Source organism: Methylobacterium sp. J-077 (genome assembly GCF_022829365.1).
Lineage (GTDB): Bacteria > Pseudomonadota > Alphaproteobacteria > Rhizobiales > Beijerinckiaceae > Methylobacterium.
This window is the reverse complement of record NZ_JAKSYJ010000056.1, coordinates 1-20,070: the sequence shown is the minus strand read 5'-3', so window position 1 is coordinate 20,070 and position 20,070 is coordinate 1. Positions and strand designations below refer to the sequence as shown.

General features: G+C 68.0%; 20 protein-coding genes. All 20 read left to right on the top strand.

The window, feature by feature from the left end; genetic code table 11:
* The first annotated feature begins 150 nt into the window (after positions 1–150).
* A complete protein-coding gene (locus MKL11_RS03375; protein ID WP_007560754.1) occupies positions 151–516 on the top strand; it encodes an NADH-quinone oxidoreductase subunit A in 366 nt (121 codons plus the stop codon).
* A gap of 41 nt (positions 517–557) precedes the next feature.
* Positions 558–1,157 carry a NuoB/complex I 20 kDa subunit family protein gene (locus MKL11_RS03370; RefSeq protein WP_007560753.1) on the top strand — a complete coding sequence of 200 codons (600 nt, stop codon included), beginning with the start codon at positions 558–560 and terminating at the stop codon, positions 1,155–1,157.
* Positions 1,158–1,166: 9 nt separating this feature from the next.
* A complete protein-coding gene (locus MKL11_RS03365; protein ID WP_243940285.1) occupies positions 1,167–1,817 on the top strand; it encodes an NADH-quinone oxidoreductase subunit C in 651 nt (216 codons plus the stop codon).
* Between the two features lie 16 nt (positions 1,818–1,833).
* The gene (locus tag MKL11_RS03360; RefSeq protein ID WP_243940283.1) at positions 1,834–3,024 is read left to right on the top strand and encodes an NADH-quinone oxidoreductase subunit D; all 1,191 of its coding nucleotides are present in this window, start codon (positions 1,834–1,836) and stop codon (positions 3,022–3,024) included.
* 10 nt (positions 3,025–3,034) lie between these two features.
* Entirely contained in the window at positions 3,035–4,396 is a 1,362-nt protein-coding gene (gene nuoE / locus MKL11_RS03355; RefSeq protein WP_243940281.1) for an NADH-quinone oxidoreductase subunit NuoE, read from the top strand.
* A 4-nt stretch (positions 4,397–4,400) separates the two neighbouring features.
* Positions 4,401–4,655 carry a hypothetical protein gene (locus MKL11_RS03350; protein ID WP_243940279.1) on the top strand — a complete coding sequence of 85 codons (255 nt, stop codon included), beginning with the start codon at positions 4,401–4,403 and terminating at the stop codon, positions 4,653–4,655.
* A 12-nt stretch (positions 4,656–4,667) separates the two neighbouring features.
* Complete coding sequence (nuoF, locus tag MKL11_RS03345) at positions 4,668–5,969, top strand: NADH-quinone oxidoreductase subunit NuoF (protein WP_243940277.1); 1,302 nt, start codon at positions 4,668–4,670, stop codon at positions 5,967–5,969.
* Positions 5,970–5,973: 4 nt separating this feature from the next.
* A complete protein-coding gene (locus MKL11_RS03340) occupies positions 5,974–6,204 on the top strand; it encodes a hypothetical protein (RefSeq protein WP_243940275.1) in 231 nt (76 codons plus the stop codon).
* A 10-nt stretch (positions 6,205–6,214) separates the two neighbouring features.
* The gene (nuoG, locus tag MKL11_RS03335) at positions 6,215–8,296 is read left to right on the top strand and encodes an NADH-quinone oxidoreductase subunit NuoG (RefSeq protein WP_243940273.1); all 2,082 of its coding nucleotides are present in this window, start codon (positions 6,215–6,217) and stop codon (positions 8,294–8,296) included.
* Positions 8,297–8,306: 10 nt separating this feature from the next.
* A complete protein-coding gene (gene nuoH / locus MKL11_RS03330; RefSeq protein WP_007560745.1) occupies positions 8,307–9,329 on the top strand; it encodes an NADH-quinone oxidoreductase subunit NuoH in 1,023 nt (340 codons plus the stop codon).
* A gap of 29 nt (positions 9,330–9,358) precedes the next feature.
* Positions 9,359–9,847 (top strand): NADH-quinone oxidoreductase subunit NuoI, encoded by a 489-nt coding sequence (gene nuoI, locus MKL11_RS03325; RefSeq protein WP_007560744.1) that lies wholly within the window; start codon positions 9,359–9,361, stop codon positions 9,845–9,847.
* Positions 9,848–9,967: 120 nt separating this feature from the next.
* Entirely contained in the window at positions 9,968–10,588 is a 621-nt protein-coding gene (locus MKL11_RS03320; RefSeq protein WP_243940271.1) for an NADH-quinone oxidoreductase subunit J, read from the top strand.
* A 34-nt stretch (positions 10,589–10,622) separates the two neighbouring features.
* Complete coding sequence (gene nuoK / locus MKL11_RS03315; protein WP_147853847.1) at positions 10,623–10,928, top strand: NADH-quinone oxidoreductase subunit NuoK; 306 nt, start codon at positions 10,623–10,625, stop codon at positions 10,926–10,928.
* Positions 10,929–11,039: 111 nt separating this feature from the next.
* Positions 11,040–13,160 carry an NADH-quinone oxidoreductase subunit L gene (gene nuoL, locus MKL11_RS03310; protein WP_243940269.1) on the top strand — a complete coding sequence of 707 codons (2,121 nt, stop codon included), beginning with the start codon at positions 11,040–11,042 and terminating at the stop codon, positions 13,158–13,160.
* A 1-nt stretch (position 13,161) separates the two neighbouring features.
* Entirely contained in the window at positions 13,162–14,682 is a 1,521-nt protein-coding gene (locus MKL11_RS03305; RefSeq protein ID WP_243940267.1) for an NADH-quinone oxidoreductase subunit M, read from the top strand.
* 10 nt (positions 14,683–14,692) lie between these two features.
* The gene (gene nuoN / locus MKL11_RS03300) at positions 14,693–16,138 is read left to right on the top strand and encodes an NADH-quinone oxidoreductase subunit NuoN (protein WP_243940265.1); all 1,446 of its coding nucleotides are present in this window, start codon (positions 14,693–14,695) and stop codon (positions 16,136–16,138) included.
* 58 nt (positions 16,139–16,196) lie between these two features.
* Complete coding sequence (locus MKL11_RS03295) at positions 16,197–17,000, top strand: biotin--[acetyl-CoA-carboxylase] ligase (RefSeq protein ID WP_243940263.1); 804 nt, start codon at positions 16,197–16,199, stop codon at positions 16,998–17,000.
* 16 nt (positions 17,001–17,016) lie between these two features.
* Positions 17,017–18,690: a ribonuclease J gene (locus MKL11_RS03290; RefSeq protein WP_243940261.1), complete on the top strand. Its 1,674-nt coding sequence runs from the start codon at positions 17,017–17,019 to the stop codon at positions 18,688–18,690.
* A gap of 321 nt (positions 18,691–19,011) precedes the next feature.
* The gene (gene mce, locus MKL11_RS03285; protein WP_243940259.1) at positions 19,012–19,416 is read left to right on the top strand and encodes a methylmalonyl-CoA epimerase; all 405 of its coding nucleotides are present in this window, start codon (positions 19,012–19,014) and stop codon (positions 19,414–19,416) included.
* Between the two features lie 8 nt (positions 19,417–19,424).
* Positions 19,425–19,748 carry a DUF1467 family protein gene (locus MKL11_RS03280; protein ID WP_243940257.1) on the top strand — a complete coding sequence of 108 codons (324 nt, stop codon included), beginning with the start codon at positions 19,425–19,427 and terminating at the stop codon, positions 19,746–19,748.
* Positions 19,749–20,070: the final 322 nt, after the last annotated feature.

Genomic DNA, 20,070 nt, shown 5'->3' with positions numbered 1-20,070 from the left:
GACGCGGCAAGCCATTGTCACGGGTCGGCGGCTCGACTAAGCCTCCGGCCGCGCGCATCCTGGCATAAGAACAATTCCACGGGCGAATCCGGTTCGGCGGCGCACCGCGGGTTCCCACGTCGATACGAGACGCTCTCGCGAGGCCCTGGCATGACCGGATTGTTGGCGGACTACCTTCCGCTCATCGTGTTCATCGGCGTGGCTCTGTTCATCGCCACCGCCCTGCTGGTCGTGCCCTTCCTGGTCGCCTTCAAGAGCCCGGATCCCGAGAAGCTCTCGGCCTACGAGTGCGGCTTCAATGCCTTCGACGATGCCCGCATGAAGTTCGACGTGCGGTTCTACCTCGTGGCGATCCTGTTCATCATCTTCGACCTCGAGGTCGCGTTCCTGTTCCCGTGGGCGATCACCTTCGGAGACCTTGGCTGGTTCGGCTTCTGGTCGATGATCGTCTTCCTGGGCGTGCTGACGGTCGGTTTCGTCTACGAGTGGCGCAAGGGCGCCCTCGAGTGGGATTGATTCGCGACAGCCGCCTGCCCGCACCGCATTCCGAGTCGCCGATGGCCCTGATCACCGACACGACCCACAGCCTGTCCCGCGCCCCCGCGGTCGCGCCCCAGCCGAAAGGGATCATCGATCCCAACACCGGCCGGCCGATCGGCGCCGACGATCCGACCTTCCTGTCGATCAGCGACGAGCTGGCCGACCGGGGCTTCCTGCTCACCACCACGGACGAGCTGATCAACTGGGCCCGCACCGGCTCGCTGATGTGGATGACCTTCGGGCTCGCCTGCTGCGCCGTCGAGATGATGCAGATGTCGATGCCGCGCTACGATTGCGAGCGCTTCGGCTTCGCCCCCCGCGGCTCGCCACGCCAGTCGGACGTGATGATCGTCGCCGGCACCCTGACCAACAAGATGGCCCCGGCCCTGCGCAAGGTCTACGACCAGATGCCGGAGCCGCGCTACGTGATCTCGATGGGCTCCTGCGCCAACGGCGGCGGCTACTACCACTATTCCTATTCGGTGGTGCGCGGCTGCGACCGGGTGGTGCCGGTGGACATCTACGTGCCCGGCTGCCCGCCCACCGCCGAGGCTTTGCTCTACGGCGTGCTGCTTCTCCAGAAGAAGATCCGCCGCACCGGCACGATCGAGCGCTGAGGAGCGGCCATGACCAACGGCATCTCGATCCTGTCGCACACGCAGCCGGAGAGCGGCGCGGCCGCCCTCACGGCGATGGCCGAGCGCGTCACCGGCGCCCTCGGGCCGGCGGTGGTGTCGCACGCCATCGCGTTCGGCGAGCTGACCCTGGTGGTCCAGGCCTCCGACATCGTCTACGCGCTGACCTACCTGCGCGACGACCCGGCCTGCGCGTTCCGCAGCTTCATCGACATCTGCGGCGCGGACTACCCACAGCGCGAGAAGCGCTTCGACGTGGTCTACCACCTGCTCTCGCTGCGCCACAACGCGCGCATCAGGGTGAAGGTGCAGACCGACGAGGTGACGCCGGTCCCCTCGGCGATCGAGGTGTTCCCGGCCGCCAACTGGTACGAGCGCGAGACCTACGACCTCTACGGAATCCTGTTCTCGGGCCATCCGGACTTGCGCCGCCTGCTCACCGATTACGGGTTCGAGGGGCACCCCCTGCGCAAGGATTTCCCGCTCACCGGCTTCGTCGAGGTCCGGTACGACCAGGACGAGGCGCGGGTGGTCTACGAGCCCGTCCAGCTCACCCAAGAATTCCGCAACTTCGACTTCCTGTCTCCGTGGGAAGGCACCGACTACGTGCTGCCCGGGGACGAGAAGAAGACGTCGGCCTGAACCGCGGAGACTGTCAGTGACAGAGCACAACATCCGCAACTTCGCGATCAATTTCGGCCCGCAGCACCCGGCGGCGCACGGCGTGCTGCGCCTCGTGCTGGAGCTGGACGGCGAGGTGGTCGAGCGGGTCGATCCGCATATCGGGCTGCTGCACCGCGGCACCGAGAAGCTGATCGAGCACAAGACCTACCTGCAGGCGACGCCCTATTTCGACCGGCTCGACTACGTGTCGCCGATGAACCAGGAGCACGCCTTCTGCCTGGCGATCGAGAAGCTCGCGGGCATCGAGGTGCCGCGCCGCGCGCAGCTGATCCGCGTGCTGTTCTGCGAGATCGGCCGGCTCCTGTCGCACCTGCTCAACGTCACCACGCAGGCGATGGATGTCGGCGCCCTCACGCCCCCGCTCTGGGGCTTCGAGGAGCGCGAGAAGCTGATGATCTTCTACGAGCGTGCTTCGGGCGCTCGGCTGCACGCCAACTACTTCCGGCCCGGCGGCGTCCACCAGGACCTGCCGCCCAAGCTCGTCGACGACATCGAGGCGTTCTGCGACCCGTTCCTGCAGGTGGTGCAGGATCTCGACGACCTCGTCATGGCCAACCGCATCTTCAAGCAGCGCAACGTCGACATCGGCATCGTGTCGGTGGACGAGTGCATGGAGTGGGGCTTCTCCGGCGTCATGCTGCGCGGATCGGGCATCCCGTGGGACCTGCGCAAGGCGCAGCCCTACGAGTGCTACGAGGAGATGGAGTTCGACATCCCGGTCGGCCGGAACGGCGATACCTACGATCGGCAGGTGATCCGCATGGAGGAGATGCGGGAATCGGCCAAGATCATGAAGCAGTGCTGCGCCAAGCTGCGCGAGCCGGCCGGGCAGGGCCCGATCGCCGCCATCGACGGCAAGTTCGCGCCGCCGCCGCGCCGCGAGATGAAGCGCTCGATGGAGGCGCTGATCCACCACTTCAAGCTCTACACCGAGGGCTTCCACGTGCCGGAGGGCGAGGTCTACGCCGCCGTGGAAGCGCCCAAGGGCGAGTTCGGCGTCTATCTCGTGTCCGACGGGACCAACAAGCCGTATCGCTGCAAGATCCGCGCGCCGGGCTTCGCGCATCTTCAGGCGATGGATTGGATGTGCCGGGGGCACCTTCTGGCCGACGTGTCCTGTGTGCTCGGCACCCTCGACATCGTGTTCGGCGAAGTGGATCGGTAAGACAGACGCGATGGCCAACCGCAGACTCGCCCCCGCCTCCGAGCAGCCCCAAAACTTCGCGTTCTCCCCCGAGAACGCCGCCTGGGCGAAGACCCAGATCGCCAAGTACCCGGAGGGCCGCCAGGCCTCCGCGGTGATCTCCCTGCTCTGGAAGGCGCAGGAGCAGAACGGCGGCTGGCTGCCGCGGGCGGCCATCGAGGCGGTGGCGGCCGAGCTCGGCATGCCCAACATCCGCGTGCTGGAGGTGGCCACCTTCTACACGATGTTCGCCCTGGAGCCGGTGGGTCGCTTCTGGATCCAGGTCTGCGGCACGGTGCCGTGCGATTCCTGCGGCGCGCGCGGGCTGAAAGAGATGCTGGAGGCGCGGCTCGGACCGCCCGGCCACGTCTCGGCGGACGGCAATTTCTCATGGCTCGAGGTCGAGTGCCTGGGTGCGTGCTGCAACGCCCCGATGGTGCAGATCAACCAGGACTATTACGAGGATCTCACGCCCGAATCGCTCGGCACGCTGATGGACGACCTCGCGGCGGGACGGCCGGTCAAGGTCGGCTCGCAGACCGGGCGCCAGGCTTCCGAGCCGCAGGGCGGCCCCGACACCCTCACCGACCCGACCCTGTTCGACGGCTCGCGGGTCGGGGCGTGGCGCAAGCGCTTCGAGGATACCGCGAAGCCCGAGGAGCAGGCCGCCAAGACCGGCGAGGCGGCCTCCGCGACGCAGCAGGCCGCCGAGACTCCGAAGCCCGCCAAGCCCGATGCCGGACGCCCGGTGGAGCGGACGGTGAGCGATGCCCCGGCCCAGCGCGCGGCCGAGGGCGAGACGCCGGTGAAGCCCGAGGATCGCGCGGACGCGGCCGAGCGCGGCCGCTCCACCGCCAAGCACGGCGCCGCCCGCCCAGGCGACGCGGACGTGCTCGACTCGCCGGCCAAGCGCGTCGCCGAAGGCGAGCCGGCCGCGGGCGAGCAGGGCCATGAGGCCATGCCGGACCGTGACGTGGTCCCGCAACAGCCCGAGGCGTCCGGCGCCAGCGAGGGCGAAGTGGCGGCGGAGGCTGAAGAGGCTCGCGTCGCCGGGGCGCTCGCGGCGCTGCCGAAGGATGCGAGCCCCGAACAGAAGGCCGATGCGGTCGGCAAGCGCCCGCCGGGCCTGGATGCGGCCCGCGCCGGGCAGCCGGACGATCTCACCCGGATCAAGGGTATCGGCCCGGGCAACAGCCAGCGCCTGAACGGGCTCGGCATCTACCATGTCGACCAGATCGCCGCCTGGACCCGCGACGAGATCACCTGGGTCGGCACCTACCTCGCGTTCCCCGGTCGCATCGACCGGGAGAACTGGGTCGGGCAGGCCAAGGCGCTGTCGGGCACCGGAGCGTGACGCCATGACTCCGGTGACGAACGAGCTGATCTACGAAGTGCTGCAGGCGGTGCAGGCGCGCCTCAGCAACATGGACGAGGGTCTGCGCGCGGTGCGCGGCGAGTTGAAGGGCGTGCGCGGCAACCAGCAGGCGCAGCAGCTGCAGATGAACGCCGTGCAGACCGATATCGGCAACCTCTACGAAGCGTTCGGCGCCCTCGACTCGCGGCTCGCCCGGATCGAGCGCCGCCTCGACATCACCGACGCTCCGGTCAGCTGAGGGACGAAGCACATGCTGTCGGATCAGGATCGCATCTTCACCAACCTCTACGGCCTGCATTCGCCGGGTCTGGAGGCTGCCAAGCAACGGGGCGCCTGGGACGGGACCAAGTTCCTCCTGGAGCAGGGCCGCGACTGGATCATCGAGGAGATGAAGGCGTCGGGCCTGCGCGGCCGCGGCGGCGCGGGCTTCCCCACCGGCCTGAAATGGTCGTTCATGCCCAAGAAGTCGGACGGGCGCCCGCACTACCTCGTGGTCAATGCCGACGAGTCGGAGCCGGGCACCTGCAAGGACCGGGAGATCATGCGGCACGACCCGCATCTCCTGATCGAGGGGTGCATGCTGGCCTGCTTCGCCATGGGCGCGCATGCCTGCTACATCTACATCCGTGGCGAGTACGTCGCCGAGAAGCACGCGCTCCAGAAGGCCGTGGACGAGGCCTACGAGGCCCGTCTCGTCGGCCAGTCGAACGTGCACGACTTTCCGTTCGACATCTACGTCCACCACGGCGCCGGCGCCTATATCTGCGGCGAGGAGACGGCGCTGATCGAGAGCCTCGAGGGCAAGAAGGGGATGCCCCGGCTCAAGCCGCCGTTCCCGGCCAACATGGGCCTCTACGGCTGCCCGACGACGGTCAACAACGTCGAGTCGATCGCGGTGGCCGGCACGATCCTGCGCCGGGGCGGCGCCTGGTTCGCGGGCCTGGGCGGCAAGAACAACACCGGCACCAAGCTGTTCTGCGTCTCGGGGCACGTCAACAAGCCGTGCAACGTCGAGGCGGAGCTGGGCATCACCTTCCGCGAGCTGGTCGACCGGCATTGCGGCGGCATGCGCGGCGGCTGGGACAACCTGCTCTGCTCGATCCCGGGCGGCTCGTCGGTGCCGCTGGTGCCGGCCGACCAGATCATCGACGCCAAGATGGATTTCGACACCCTGCGCGGCCTGGGTTCCGGCCTCGGCACGGCGGCGGTGATCGTGCTCGACCGGTCCACCGACATCGTCGCGGCGATCACCCGCATTTCGTACTTCTACAAGCATGAGTCGTGCGGCCAGTGCACGCCCTGCCGCGAGGGCACCGGCTGGATGTGGCGGGTGATGCAGCGCATGACCGAGGGCCGGGCGCAGAAGCGCGAGATCGACATGCTGTTCGAGGTCACCAAGCAGATCGAGGGTCACACGATCTGCGCGCTGGGCGACGCGGCGGCCTGGCCGATCCAGGGCCTGATCAAGCATTTCCGCCCCGAGATCGAGAAGCGGATCGACCGCTACACGGCCAACCCGCATTCCGACGCCATCCCGATGGCCGCGGAGTGACGGGATGGCGGACCAGCCCGACAACCTGCTGCTCGTCTACTTGCGTCGGATCGACGAGAAGGTGGATCGGCTGGCGGACGATGTCCGCGAGCTGAAGACGCGCATGACCGCCGTGGAAGAGCACCTCGCCAAGGTCGATCTGTCGATTGCCGGCGTGAATCGGCGCATCGACAGGGTCGAGGCGCGCCTCGAACGCATCGAGCGGCGCCTCGATCTCGCCGACGCCCCGCACTGAGATGGCACCGATGACAAAAATCCTCGTCGACGGCACCGAGGTCGAGGTTCCGGCCGAATACACGCTGCTCCAGGCCTGCGAGGCCGCGGGGGCCGAGATCCCGCGCTTCTGCTTCCACGAGCGCCTGTCGATCGCCGGCAATTGCCGGATGTGCCTGGTCGAACTGAAGGGCGCGCCCAAGCCGGTGGCGAGCTGCGCCTACGCGGTCAAGGATTGCCGCCCCGGCCCGAACGGCGAGCCGCCGGAGGTGCTGACCCGCTCCGGCCTGACCAAGAAGGCCCGGGAAGGGGTGATGGAGTTCCTCCTCATCAACCACCCGCTCGATTGCCCGATCTGCGACCAGGGCGGCCATTGCGACCTCCAGGACCAGGCGATGGCCTACGGGGTCGATTCGACCCGCTACCAGGAGAACAAGCGCGCGGTCGAGGAGAAGCATATCGGCCCGCTGGTGCGGACCGCGATGAACCGCTGCATCCACTGCACCCGCTGCGTGCGCTTCCTGGCGGAGGTGGCGGGCGTGCCCGACCTCGGCGCCATCGGCCGCGGCGAGGACATGGAGATCACCAGCTACCTCGAGCAGTCGATGGCCTCGGAACTGCAGGGCAACGTCGCCGACCTGTGCCCGGTCGGCGCCCTGGTGCACCGGCCGCAGAGCTACAACGTCCGCCCCTGGGAGCTGAACAAGACCGAATCGGTCGACGTGATGGACGCGGTCGGCTCAGCGATCCGCATCGACACCCGCGGCCGCGAGGTCATGCAGATCGAGCCGCGGGTCAGCGAGGAGATCAACGAGGAGTGGATCTCGGACAAGACCCGCTACCACGTCGATGGCTTGCGGATGCAGCGCCTCGACCGTCCGTACCTGCGCGAGAACGGAAGGCTGCGGGCCGCCTCCTGGGGCGAGGCGTTCCAGGCCATCGCCGCCAAGGTGAAGGCCACCGATCCGAAGCGCATCGGCGCGGTTGTCGGCGACCTCGCGGGCGTCGAGGAGATCTTTGCCCTGCGCGAGCTGATGCGCGCGCTCGGCACGCCCAACCTCGATTGCCGCCAGGCCGAGACCGGGCTCGATCCGGCCCTCGGCCGCGCCTCCTACCTGTTCAATCCGACGATTCCCGGCATCGAGGCCGCCGACGCGATCCTGATCGTCGGCGCCAACCCGCGCACCGAGGCCTCGCTGCTGAACGTCCGGATCCGCAAGCGCTGGCGCATGGGCCCGCTCGCGGTTGGGGTGATCGGCGAGCCGGTCGACCTGACCTATCCGAGCCACTACATCGGCGCGGGACCCGACTCGCTCTCCGGCCTCGCCCGCGGCGAGCACAGTTTCCTCGAGACCCTCAAGGAAGCGAAGGCGCCGCTGGTCATCGTCGGCGCCAATGCCGAGCCCGGCATCCTGGCGGCGGCGGCCACGCTCGCCAAGGCAATCGGCGCGGTCACGCCGGAGTGGAACGGCTTCGGCGTTCTGCACACGGCCGCGGCCCGGGTCGGCGCCCTCGATCTCGGCTTCGTCCCGGGGGAGGGCGGCCTCGGCTTCCCGGCCATGCTGGCCTCCGGCGGCGTCGACGTGGTGTTCAACCTCGGCGCCGACGAGCGCGACGTGGCGCCCGGTGCCTTCGTGATCTACCAGGGCACCCACGGCGACCGGGGAGCATCCCGGGCGGACGTGATCCTGCCGGGCGCGGCCTATACCGAGAAGTCGGCGACCTGGGTGAACACGGAAGGCCGGGTCCAGATGGGCAACCGCGCCGGCTTCCCGCCGGGGGATGCCCGTGAGGATTGGGCGATCCTGCGCGCCCTGTCGGACGTGCTGGGCCAGCGCCTGCCGTTCGATTCGCTCACCGCGCTCCGCCGGGCGCTCTACGCCGCCCACCCGCATCTCGCGGCGGTCGGCACCGTGGAGACCGGCGACGTCGCGGCGGCCGTGGACCGGCTCGCCGGCCTCGGCGGCGCGACCGGCGGCCCCGCCTTCGCCTCCCCGGTGACCGACTTCTACCTCACCAACCCGATCGCCCGCGCCTCGCGGGTGCTCGCCGAGTGCTCGCGGCTGGCCCGCGAGCGCGCCGCCGAGCCGCAGCCGCTCGCGGCGGCAGAGTAGGGACCCGACGATGACGCCGCTCGAAATCCTCGGGACCGTACTCCTGATCGTGCTGAAGAGCTTCGTGCTGCTCGCAGCGCTGCTCGTCTTCATCGCCTACGCGCTGCTCGCCGACCGCAAGATCTGGGCGGCGGTGCAGCTCCGGCGCGGCCCCAACGTGGTCGGGCCGTTCGGGCTGTTCCAGTCCTTCGCCGATCTTCTGAAGTTCGTGCTGAAGGAGCCGGTGATCCCGGCGGGCGCCAACAAGGCGATCTACCTGCTGGCGCCGCTGGTCTTCGCGATGCTGGCCCTGTCGAGCTGGGCGGTGATCCCGCTGGCCGACGGCTGGGCGATCGCCGACATCAATGTCGGCATCACCTACATCTTCGCGATCTCGTCGCTCGGCGTCTACGGCGTCATCATGGGCGGCTGGGCCTCGAACTCGAAATACGCCTTCCTGGGGGCGCTGCGCTCGGCCGCGCAGATGATCTCCTACGAGGTCTCGCTCGGCTTCGTGATCATCTGCGTGCTGCTCTGCGCCGGCTCGCTGAACCTCTCGCGCATCGTGATGGCGCAGGACACCAGCCTCGGCCTGTTCGGCTGGTACTGGCTGTGGCTGTTCCCAATGTTCGTGGTGTTCTTCATCTCGGCGCTGGCCGAGACCAACCGCCCGCCCTTCGACCTGCCGGAGGCCGAGTCGGAGCTGGTGGCCGGCTACATGGTGGAATACTCGTCGACCCCCTATCTGCTGTTCATGCTCGGCGAGTACGTCGCCATCATGAGCATGTGCGCGCTCGGCACCGTGCTGTTCCTGGGCGGCTGGCTGTCGCCGATCCCGTTCGCGCCGTTCACCTGGGTGCCGGGCGTGATCTGGTTCATCCTGAAGGCCAGCTTCCTGTTCTTCCTGTTCGCGATGGTGAAATCCATCGTGCCGCGCTACCGCTACGACCAGCTCATGCGCCTCGGCTGGAAGGTTTTCCTGCCGATCTCGCTGGTCTCGGTCGTCGTCGTCGCCTTCGTGCTCAAGCTGACCGGCCTCGCGCCGGGCGCCTGAGCCCACCCGCCGAATCGGAGATCCGGGCCATGAAGCTCGATCAGGTCGCAAAGAGCCTGCTGCTGAAGGAATTCGTGTCGGGGATGATCCTCGGCATGCGCTACTTCTTCAAGCCGAAGGCGACGATCAACTATCCCTTCGAGATGGGCCATCGCGGCCCGCGCTTCCGGGGGGAGCATGCCCTGCGCCGCTATCCCAACGGCGAGGAGCGCTGCATCGCCTGCAAGCTCTGCGAGGCGATCTGCCCGGCCCAGGCGATCACCATCGAGGCGGGACCGCGCCGAAACGACGGCACCCGCCGCACCACCCGCTACGACATCGACATGGTGAAGTGCATCTATTGCGGGATGTGCCAGGAGGCTTGCCCGGTGGACGCCATCGTCGAGGGGCCGAACTTCGAGTTCTCGGTCGAGACCCGCGAGGAGCTGCTCTACGACAAGCAGAAGCTTCTTCTGAACGGCGACCGCTGGGAGCGCGAGATCGCGCGCAACATCGCGATGGATGCGCCGTATCGCTAAGCTCATGACGGCGGCGCTGTTGTGCCCCCGCCGACCGGGTTCTATAGACGGGCCGCCCGCTGCGGCCCGTTTCCACGCAAGGCAGAAGGGGCCGCTCCGGCGGCCGATCCCGACGAGCGCATGACCGCAGCAGCCGCCTTCTTCTACCTGTTCGCGAGCGTCACGGTCGCGTCGGGCTTCATGGTGATCGCCTCGCGCAATCCCGTCGCCTCGGTGCTGTTCCTGATTCTCGCCTTCGTGAACGCCGCCGGGCTGTTCGTCCTGATGGGCGCCGAGTTCCTGGCGATGATCCTGGTCGTCGTCTATGTCGGCGCGGTCGCGGTCCTGTTCCTGTTCGTCGTGATGATGCTCGACGTGGATTTCGCCGAGCTGCGCCAGGGCTTCCAGCAATACCTGCCCATCGGCGGCCTGATCGGGGCGATCTTCCTGGTCGAGCTGCTGCTGGTGGTGGGCTCCTGGACCATCGATCCGGGCCTGGTGCAGGCGCCGCTCGGCAACGTCGCGGCGGCCGAGAACCTCACCAACGCCCAGGCGCTGGGCCGGGTGCTCTACACGGACTACGCTTACTTCTTTCAGCTCGCGGGCCTGATCCTGCTGGTGGCGATGATCGGCGCGATCGTGCTGACGCTCCGCGACCGCCCGGGCGTCAAGCGCCAGGACATCGCGGTCCAGAACGCCCGCACCCAGAAGATGGCGGTCGAGACCCGCAAGGTGCCCTCCCGCCAGGGCGTCGAGGTCTGATGCAAGATTTGATGCTGGGCGGAGGTTTCGAACGATGATCGGCCTGAGCCACTACCTCACCGTCGCGGCGATCCTGTTCACGCTCGGCGTGCTCGGGATCTTCATCAACCGCAAGAACATCATCGTCATCCTGATGTCGATCGAGCTGATCCTGCTCGCGGTCAACATCAATCTGGTCGCCTTCTCGACGCAGCTGAACGACATCACCGGACAGGTCTTCGCCCTGTTCGTGCTGACCGTCGCGGCCGCCGAATCGGCGATCGGCCTCGCCATCCTCGTGGTCTTCTTCCGCAACCGCGGCACCATCGCGGTCGAGGACGTGAGCATGATGAAGGGCTAGGGCGCCCTTCATCACGCGACCCGAGTTCGCGGCCTCCGAGTTCACGGGCCCCGAGTGACAATCCGGACGGCCGCCCCGCGGTCGGCCCGGAGGACGGACTGCAAGAGAGCGATGTATCACGCGATCGTCTTCTTCCCGCTGATCGGCTTCCTGATCGCCGGCCTGTTCGGCCGCTACATCGGGGCCCGGGCCTGCGAGTACATCACCACGGCGTTCCTGGCCTTCACGGCCCTGCTCGCCTGGGGCGTGTTCCTCGAAGGCGGCCACGCCGAACGGGTGCAGGTCGCGTCCTGGTTCGCGGCTGGCGACCTCCAGGTCGACTGGGCCTTCAAGATCGATGCGCTGACCCGGGTGATGCTCGTGGTCGTCACGACGGTCTCGACCCTCGTCCACCTCTACTCGGTCGGCTACATGCACGAGGATCCGCACCGGCCGCGGTTCTTCGCCTACCTGTCGCTGTTCACCTTCGCCATGCTGATGCTGGTGACGGCCGACAACCTCGTGCAGATGTTCTTCGGCTGGGAAGGGGTGGGCCTCGCCTCCTACCTGCTGATCGGCTTCTGGTACGAGAAGCCCTCGGCCAACGCCGCCGCCATGAAGGCCTTCATCGTCAACCGCGTCGGCGATTTCGGCTTCTCGCTGGGCATTTTCCTGGTCTTCGTGCTGACCGGCTCGGTGGCCTTCGACGCGATCTTCTCCAAGGTCGATACGCTCAAGACCTTGAGCTTCCATTTCATCGGCTATGACTGGAACGCCCTGACGCTGGCCTGCCTGCTGCTGTTCATGGGCGCCATGGGCAAGTCGGCGCAGTTCCTGCTGCACACGTGGCTGCCGGACGCCATGGAGGGCCCGACCCCGGTCTCGGCGCTGATCCACGCCGCCACCATGGTCACTGCCGGCGTGTTCATGGTTGCCCGGCTGTCGCCGCTGTTCGAGGAGGCGCCGAACGCGCTGATCGTCGTCACGGTGATCGGCGGCATCACGGCCTTCTTCGCCGCCACGATCGGGCTGGTGCAGAACGACATCAAGCGGGTGATCGCCTACTCGACCTGCTCGCAGCTGGGCTACATGTTCGTGGCGCTCGGCGTCGGGGCCTACTCGGCCGGGGTGTTCCACCTGTTCACCCACGCCTTCTTCAAGGCGCTGCTGTTCCTCGGGGCCGGCTCGGTCATCCACGCGATGCACCACGAGCAGGACATGCGGAACATGGGCGGCCTGCGCTCCCACATCCCGTTCACCTGCGCCATGATGGCGATCGGCTCCCTCGCGCTGATCGGCTTCCCGTACACGGCCGGCTACTATTCCAAGGACGCGATCATCGAGGCCGCCTACGCCTCGACCCGGCCCGGGCACACGCTCGCCTTCCTGTGCACCGTCGTGGCGGCGTTCTTCACTTCGTTCTATTCCTGGCGCCTGTTCTTTATGACCTTCGAGGGTCCGGCCCGCTGGGGCATCCACGCGGCGCACGACCACCCGGCGGCCCCGGCGGTCGTTCACTCCGCCATGGCCCATGAGGCGGACGGCGCCCCGGGCCATACCGAGGGTGCGGCCCACGACGACCACGGCCACGACGTCGAGCCGGCCCATAAGAGCGATCTCGTCGCCGACGACCATCACGGAGACGATCACGGTCACGGCCATCACGGCGATCACACGCCCCACGAGAGCCCGCTGGTGATGACGATCCCGCTGGCGGTGCTGGCCTTCGGGGCGCTGTTTGCCGGGATCATCTTCCACGACCGCTTCATCGGGTCCGGGATGGACGCGTTCTGGGGCCATGCCCTGGCGCACGGCCCCGAGAACCACATCATGCACGAGATCCACGAGGTCCCGGCGCTGGTCTCTTATTCGCCGCTGATCATGCTGATCCTCGGCTTCGTGCTGGCGTTCTGGATGTATATCCGCCGGCCGGAACTGCCGGGGGCGCTCGCCGCCCAGCAGCCGTCGCTGTACCGGTTCCTGCTCAACAAGTGGTACTTCGACGAGCTCTACGACCGGATCTTCGTGCGTCCGGCCAAGGATTTCGGCCTGTTCCTGTGGAAGCAGGGCGACGGCAAGATCATCGACGGGCTCGGCCCCAACGGCATCGCGGCCCGGGTCGTCGACGTCACCCGCGGGGTGGTCCGCCTGCAGACGGGCTACGTCTACCACTACGCCTTCGTCATGCTCATCGGCGTGGCCGGCCTGATCAGCTGGTACCTGATGGCCGGCCTGCCCAAGGGTGCTCACTGACATGCTCGGCCTCGGCATCCTCTCCGGCCTGCTGATCGTCCCGCTCTGCGGGGCGGCGTTCATCCTCACCCTCAAGGGCGATGACGCCTCGGTCGCGCGCAACAGCCGCTGGGCGGCGCTCGCCACCACCATCGTCACCTTCGCGCTCTCGCTGGTGGCCTGGGGCCGCTACGACGCGGCATCGGCGAGCTTCCAGCTGGTCGAGAGCCATCCGTGGCTCGCGGAGACGATCCGGTTCAAGCTCGGCGTCGACGGCTTCTCGATGCCGCTCGTGCTGCTGACCACCTTCCTGATGCCGTTCTGCATCGGCGCGTCGTGGACCTCGATCCATGTCCGCGTGAAGGAATACTTCGTCGCGTTCCTGGTCCTCGAGACGACGATGATCGGCGTGTTCGAGTCGCTGGACCTGCTGCTGTTCTACCTGTTCTTCGAGGCCGGCCTGATCCCGATGTTCCTGATCATCGGGATCTGGGGCGGGCAGCGCCGGATCTATGCCAGCTTCAAGTTCTTCCTCTACACCCTGCTCGGCTCGGTGCTGATGCTGCTCGCCGTGATGGCGATGTACTGGCAGGCCGGCACCACCGACATCCCGACCCTGCTGCAGTACCGCTTCCCGGTGCACATGCAGACCTGGCTGTGGCTGGCCTTCTTCGCCTCCTTCGCGGTGAAGATGCCGATGTGGCCGGTCCATACCTGGCTGCCCGACGCCCACGTCGAGGCGCCCACCGCGGGCTCGGTGGTCCTGGCCGGCATCCTGCTGAAGATGGGCGGCTACGGCTTCATCCGGATCTCCCTGCCGATGCTGCCGGTGGCGAGCCAGGATTTCGCCCCCCTGGTCTTCGCCCTCTCGGTGATCGCGATCATCTTCACCTCGCTCACCGCGATGATGCAGACCGACATCAAGAAGCTGATCGCCTACTCGTCGGTGGCCCATATGGGCTTCGTGACGCTCGGCCTGTTCACCCTGAACGAGCAGGGCATCCAGGGCGCGCTGTTCCTGATGATCTCGCACGGCATCGTGGCCGGCGCGCTGTTCCTCTGCGTCGGCGTGGTCTACGACCGGATGCACACCCGCGAGATCGCCGCCTATGGCGGCCTGGTGAAGCGGATGCCGCTCTACGCGGTGGCCATGATGGTGTTCACCATGGCCAATGTCGGCCTGCCCGGCACCTCCGGCTTCGTCGGCGAGTTCCTGTCGATGCTCGGCGCCTTCAAGGCGAACCCGAACGTCGCGTTCTTCTCGACCTTCGGCATCATCCTGTCGGCGGCCTACGCCCTGTGGCTCTACGCCCGGGTGATCTACGGGAAGCTCGAGAAGCCGAACCTCCAGGGCATCCTCGACCTCGACACCCGGGAGAAGATCATTCTGGCGCCTCTGGTCGCGCTGACGATCTATTACGGCGTCCATCCGGCCCCGGTGCTGGACGTGTTCGCGCCCTCGACCGACGCGCTGATGGCCAGCATGAAGGCCGCCCTCTCGAACACCCAGACGGCCGCGGCCGCGCTGCCGATCCCGCGCTGAGGCGGACACCATGCCCACCGTCCACTCCGTCCTGCCCTCGCTGGCGCCGCTCCTGCCCGAGCTGATCCTCGGCATCGGCGTCCTGGTCCTGATCCTCTACGGCGCCTGGCGCGGCGACCGCTCCGCCGAGACGGTGAGCGTCGGCGCCCTGGTGCTCCTGCTGGTGGCCCTGTTCGTGGTCCTGTCGCAGCCGACCTCGGGGCGGGTGACCACCCTGTCGGGGGCGTTCGTCTCGGACGCGTTCTCCAAGGTGATGAAGTCGCTGGTGCTGCTCGGCTCGGCGGCCACGATCCTGCTGGCGCACGACTTCTTCAAGCGCGAGCGGATCGACCGGTTCGAGTTTCCGGTGCTGATCGTGCTCTGCACCATCGGCATGATGGTGATGGTCTCGGCCAACGACCTGATCGCGCTCTATCTGGGCCTGGAGCTGCAATCGCTCGCCGCCTACGTGATCGCGGCGTTCCACCGGGACAACGCCAAGTCGACCGAGGCCGGCCTCAAGTATTTCGTCCTCGGCGCGCTGTCCTCCGGGATGCTGCTCTACGGCGCCTCCCTGGTCTACGGCTTCACCGGCACGGTCTCGTTCCCCGGCATCGTCTCGGCGCTCAACGAGAATGCCGGGCTCGGCATCGTGCTGGGCATCGTGTTCCTGGCCGCGGGCGTCTGCTTCAAGATGTCGGCGGTGCCGTTCCACATGTGGACGCCCGACGTCTACGAGGGCTCGCCGACCCCGGTGACCGCGTTCTTCGCCACCGCGCCCAAGATGGCGGCCGTCGCCATGACGGTGCGGGTGTTCATCGGCGCCATGCCGGACGTGACCGCGATCTGGCAGCAGATCTTCATCTTCGTCGCCGTGGTCTCGATGGCGCTCGGCTCGTTCGCGGCCATCGGCCAGCGCTCGATCAAGCGCCTGATGGCCTACTCGTCGATCGCCAATATCGGCTATGCGCTGATCGGGCTCGCCTGCGGCTCCGAGGAGGGGATCAGCGGGCTCGTGACCTACATGATCATCTACCTGGCGATGACGCTGGGCACCTTCGCGATCATCCTGTCGCTGCGCCGCCGGGAGGTGATGTTCGAGTCGATCGAGGACCTGTCGGGCCTGTCGCGGACCCATCCCTGGCTGGCCTTCTGCCTCGCCGCGATGATGTTCTCGCTGGCCGGCATCCCGCCGCTCGCCGGGTTCTTCGCCAAGTTCTACGTCTTCGCCGCCGCCATCAAGGCGGGCCTCGTGACGCTCGCGGTGATCGGCGTGGTGACCAGCGTGGTCGGTGCCTACTACTACCTGCGCCTGGTCAAGATCATGTATTTCGACGAGCCGAAGGAGCCCTACGAGGCGATGGCGCCGGGCCTGCGCGTGGTGCTCGCCCTGTCGAGCGTCGTCGTGGTGCTGTTCTTCCTGCTCCCCGGACCGCTGGTCGGCGTCGCCGGCCGGGCGGCCCGCTCGCTGTTCTAGGTCCGGCACGGCCTCCGGCCCTCCTGATGCACATGCCGAACGATCAGAAAAGACCGTCTTGAGCTACCGTCTCGGGCCCGAGGCGCGCGCCCAGGGCCACCGCCTGCACGTTCACGACACGCTGGGCTCGACCAACACCGAGGCCATGGCCCAGGCCCGGGCCGGCGAGATCGGTCCGCTCTGGGTGGTGACGCATCGGCAGGAGGCGGGCCGCGGCCGGCGGGGGAACGCCTGGGCGTCGCTGCCGGGCAATCTGGCCGCCAGCGTGCTCTGGCCGGTGGCCGGGGTGGCACCGGGTCATCTCGCCGAGCTCGGCTTCGTCGCCGGGCTCGGCCTGATCGAGGCGCTGGAGGCGGCCTGCGGCACCCTGCCGGATACCCGAACCGGCAGCGGCGCCCGATCTCTGCGATTGAAATGGCCGAACGACGTGCTGCTGGGCGACGGCAAGCTGGCCGGCCTCTTGCTGGAGGCGGAGACGCTGCCGGGCGGCCGCAGGGCGGCGGTGATCGGCTTCGGCGTCAACGTCGCGGCGGCCCCAGACGGCCTCGGCGCGACGAGCTTGTCCGCGACGGGTTACGCGGGCGGCGCCGAAGCGCTACTGGAACATCTCTCGGACCGGATGGCCGTGCGGGCACGCGCCTGGGACCGGGGACGGAATTTCGCTGACCTGCGCGAGGATTGGCTCGCGCGGGCCGCGGGTCTTGGGTCGGAGATCGCGGTGCGCAGCGGCGGGCACATCCTGCGGGGCGTGTTCGAGACCATCGACGAGGGGGGGCGGCTCGTGATCCTCGCCCCCGACGGAAAACGGCATACCGTGACGGCGGGCGAGGTGCATTTCGGAACGGCCGCGACGGCGGCATGATGTTGGACGACGACAGATGGTGATGGGACAGGAGGAGCTGGTCTTCCTGCCGCTCGGCGGCGTGGGCGAGATCGGGATGAATGCGGCCCTCTACGGGTTCGGTCCGGAGAAGGGCCGGAAGTGGATCATGGTCGATTGCGGCATGGGCTTCGCCGGCGAGGAGCAGATGCCGGGGATCGACCTGATGTTCCCCGACCTCTCCTTCATCGAGGAGAAGCGCAAGGACCTGCTGGGGATCTTCATCACCCACGCGCACGAGGACCATATCGGGGCGATCTCGGAGCTGTGGCCGCGCCTCAAGGTGCCGGTCTACGCGACCCGCTTCGCCAAGAACCTGCTGGAGACCCGCCGCCTCTCCGAGCCCGGCGCCCCGAAGGTCGATCTGCGCGAGGTCAAGCCCGGCCGCCGGGTGACCGTCGGCCCGTTCGAGCTCGAATACGTGCCGGTCTCGCACTCGATCCCCGAGTCGAACGCCATCGCGATCCGCACGGCCGCGGGCCTCGTGGTCCATACCGGCGACTGGAAGATCGATCCGACGCCGGTGGCCGGCGAGGTCACCTCGCCCGAGGCGTTCACGGCGCTCGGCGACGAGGGCATCCTGGCGCTGGTCTGCGACTCGACCAACGTGGTGCGCGAGGGCTTCTCGCCGAGCGAGAGGGAGGTCGCCGCCACCCTCAAGACCCTGATCGCGGATTCGCCCCACCGGGTCGCGGTCACCACTTTCGCGTCCAATGTCGCCCGCATCCGCGCGGTAGCCGAGGCGGCTGTCGCCTGCGGCCGTGAGATCGTGGCGGTCGGCCGGGCCATGGACCGGGTGATCGATGTGGCGCGCGAATGCGGCTACCTCGACGGCCTGCCCGAGTTCCGCCGCTCGGATTCCTGGAAGAACCTGCCGCGCGAACGGGTCGTGGCCCTGCTCACCGGCTCGCAGGGCGAGCCGCGGGCGGCGCTCGCCCGGGTCTCCCGCCGGGACCACCCAGATATCAGCCTGGCCGCCGGCGACCGGGTGATCTTCTCCTCGCGGGCCATCCCCGGCAACGAGCGCGATGTCGGGTCGATCATCAACGACCTGGTCGAGCAGGGCGTCGAGGTGATCACCGACCGGACCGAGCTGGTCCACGTCTCCGGCCACCCCCGCCGGGACGAGATGGTCGAGATGTACAAGTGGACCCGGCCGGGCACGTCGATCCCGGTCCACGGCGAGGCGCTGCACCTCGACGAGCATGCCCGGTTCGCCCGGGCTCAGGGCGTCCAGAACGTGGTCAAGGCCCGTAACGGCAGCCTCGTCCGCCTGAGCCCCGGTACCCCCGCGGTGATCGATCACGTGAAGGCCGGCCGCCTGTTCAAGGACGGCAACGTCCTGATCGACGAGAAGGATCGGGCGATCCCCGAGCGGCGCAAGCTCATGCAGGCCGGGCTGGTCTCGGTGGCGATCGCCATCGACGAGGACGGTGTCGTGCTGGGCGATCCGGCGGTGGATATCATCGGCCTGCCCAACCGCGGCCGCTCCGGCGAGCCGCTGATCGAGACGGTGGTCGATGCGGTCTCGCGCACCCTGTCGGGGCTGTCGCGGGGCAAGCTCAAGGACTCGGAGGGCGTCGAGAAGACGGTCGATCGGGCCGTGCGCACCGCCGTCAACGAGGTCTGGGGCAAGAAGCCCGCCTGCCACGTGCAGGTGGTGGAAGTCTAAAATCTCATCCCAAAAGGCGGTTCTCGGCTTTCGGGAAACGATGACGCGCAACCAAAGACCGAGCGCATCGTCCGGGTTCTGATATCCAGAACGACGCGCTAGGATAGAGCAACGAGACGACGGAGCACGGCAGGTCCCACCCAATTCCCTCATCCTGAGGTGCCCGGCGATCAAAGATTGCCGGGCCTCGAAGGAGCCCTCCGGCCCGCCGTGCGATCCCTGGAGGGCTCCTTCGAGGCTGCTGCGCAGCGCCTCAGGATGAGGTCGGCATGAGGGAGACGCGGGGCCTGCCGATCGGAGCGTCAACGGGAGGAACCAAACATGATCGGGCGGCTCAATCACGTGGCCATCGCCGTGCAGGATCTCGACGCCGCCTGCGCCGTGTATCGCGACACCCTGGGCGCGACGATCACCCCTCCGCTGCCGCAGCCCGAGCACGGGGTCACGGTGGTGTTCGTCGAATTGCCGAACAGCAAGATCGAGCTGATGGCGCCGCTCGGCGAGGGCTCGCCGATCGAGGCGTTCGTGGCCCGTAACCCGGGCGGGGGCGTCCACCACGTCTGCTACGAGGTCGACGATATCCTGGCCGCCCGCGACCGGCTGAAGGCGCAGGGCGCCCGGGTGCTCGGCACCGGCGAGCCGCGCATCGGCGCCCACGGCAAGCCGGTCCTGTTCCTGCATCCCAAGGATTTCCTCGGCACCCTGGTCGAGTTGGAGCAGGTGTGAGCCGGATCATGACCGTGCTGACCCGCTCGACCCCGGCGACCCTGGCCGCCGTGATCGTGCTGGTGGCCGCCTTCGTGGCGGTCGGGGTGAGTCAGTTCAAGCTCACGATCGGCGGATCGATCGCCCTCTACTTCGTGGTGTGGTGGACGCTGCTCTTCGCGGTTCTGCCCCTGCGCAATCAGCCCGAGACCCGGCCCGGGCACGTGGTCCCGGGGCAGGATCCGGGCGCCCCGGTCTCACCGCGGCTGCGCGAGAAGGCGATCTGGACGACGCTGGTCGCCGGCGCCGCCTTTCTGGTCGCGCTGGCGGTATTCCCGCTGACCGGGCTGTAGGGCGTCAGCCCGAACGGACGACGGTCCTCGCACATTTCAGGACGAAGCGTTGTCCCCTCTCCCCGCAAGCGGGGCGAGGGCATGTCCGCACGTACGCCGCCGCAAAGGCGTGAGCCGCCGCGTGAGAGATCCCAGAACCGAACGGTGCGCCTGTCGGCCCACGCGGAAGACGGCCCGATCGCGCAAATCCTGCGTCTCTTCCCTTGACAATGTTCCTATTTTGTGCTCATTAGCCGTCACCTGTCCTTCGGTGCTTCGGGAGCGATCCCGGGGCGCTCCTCGGGGGTCCGTTCGGTGGCTGACCGGCGGGCTCGGAGGACGG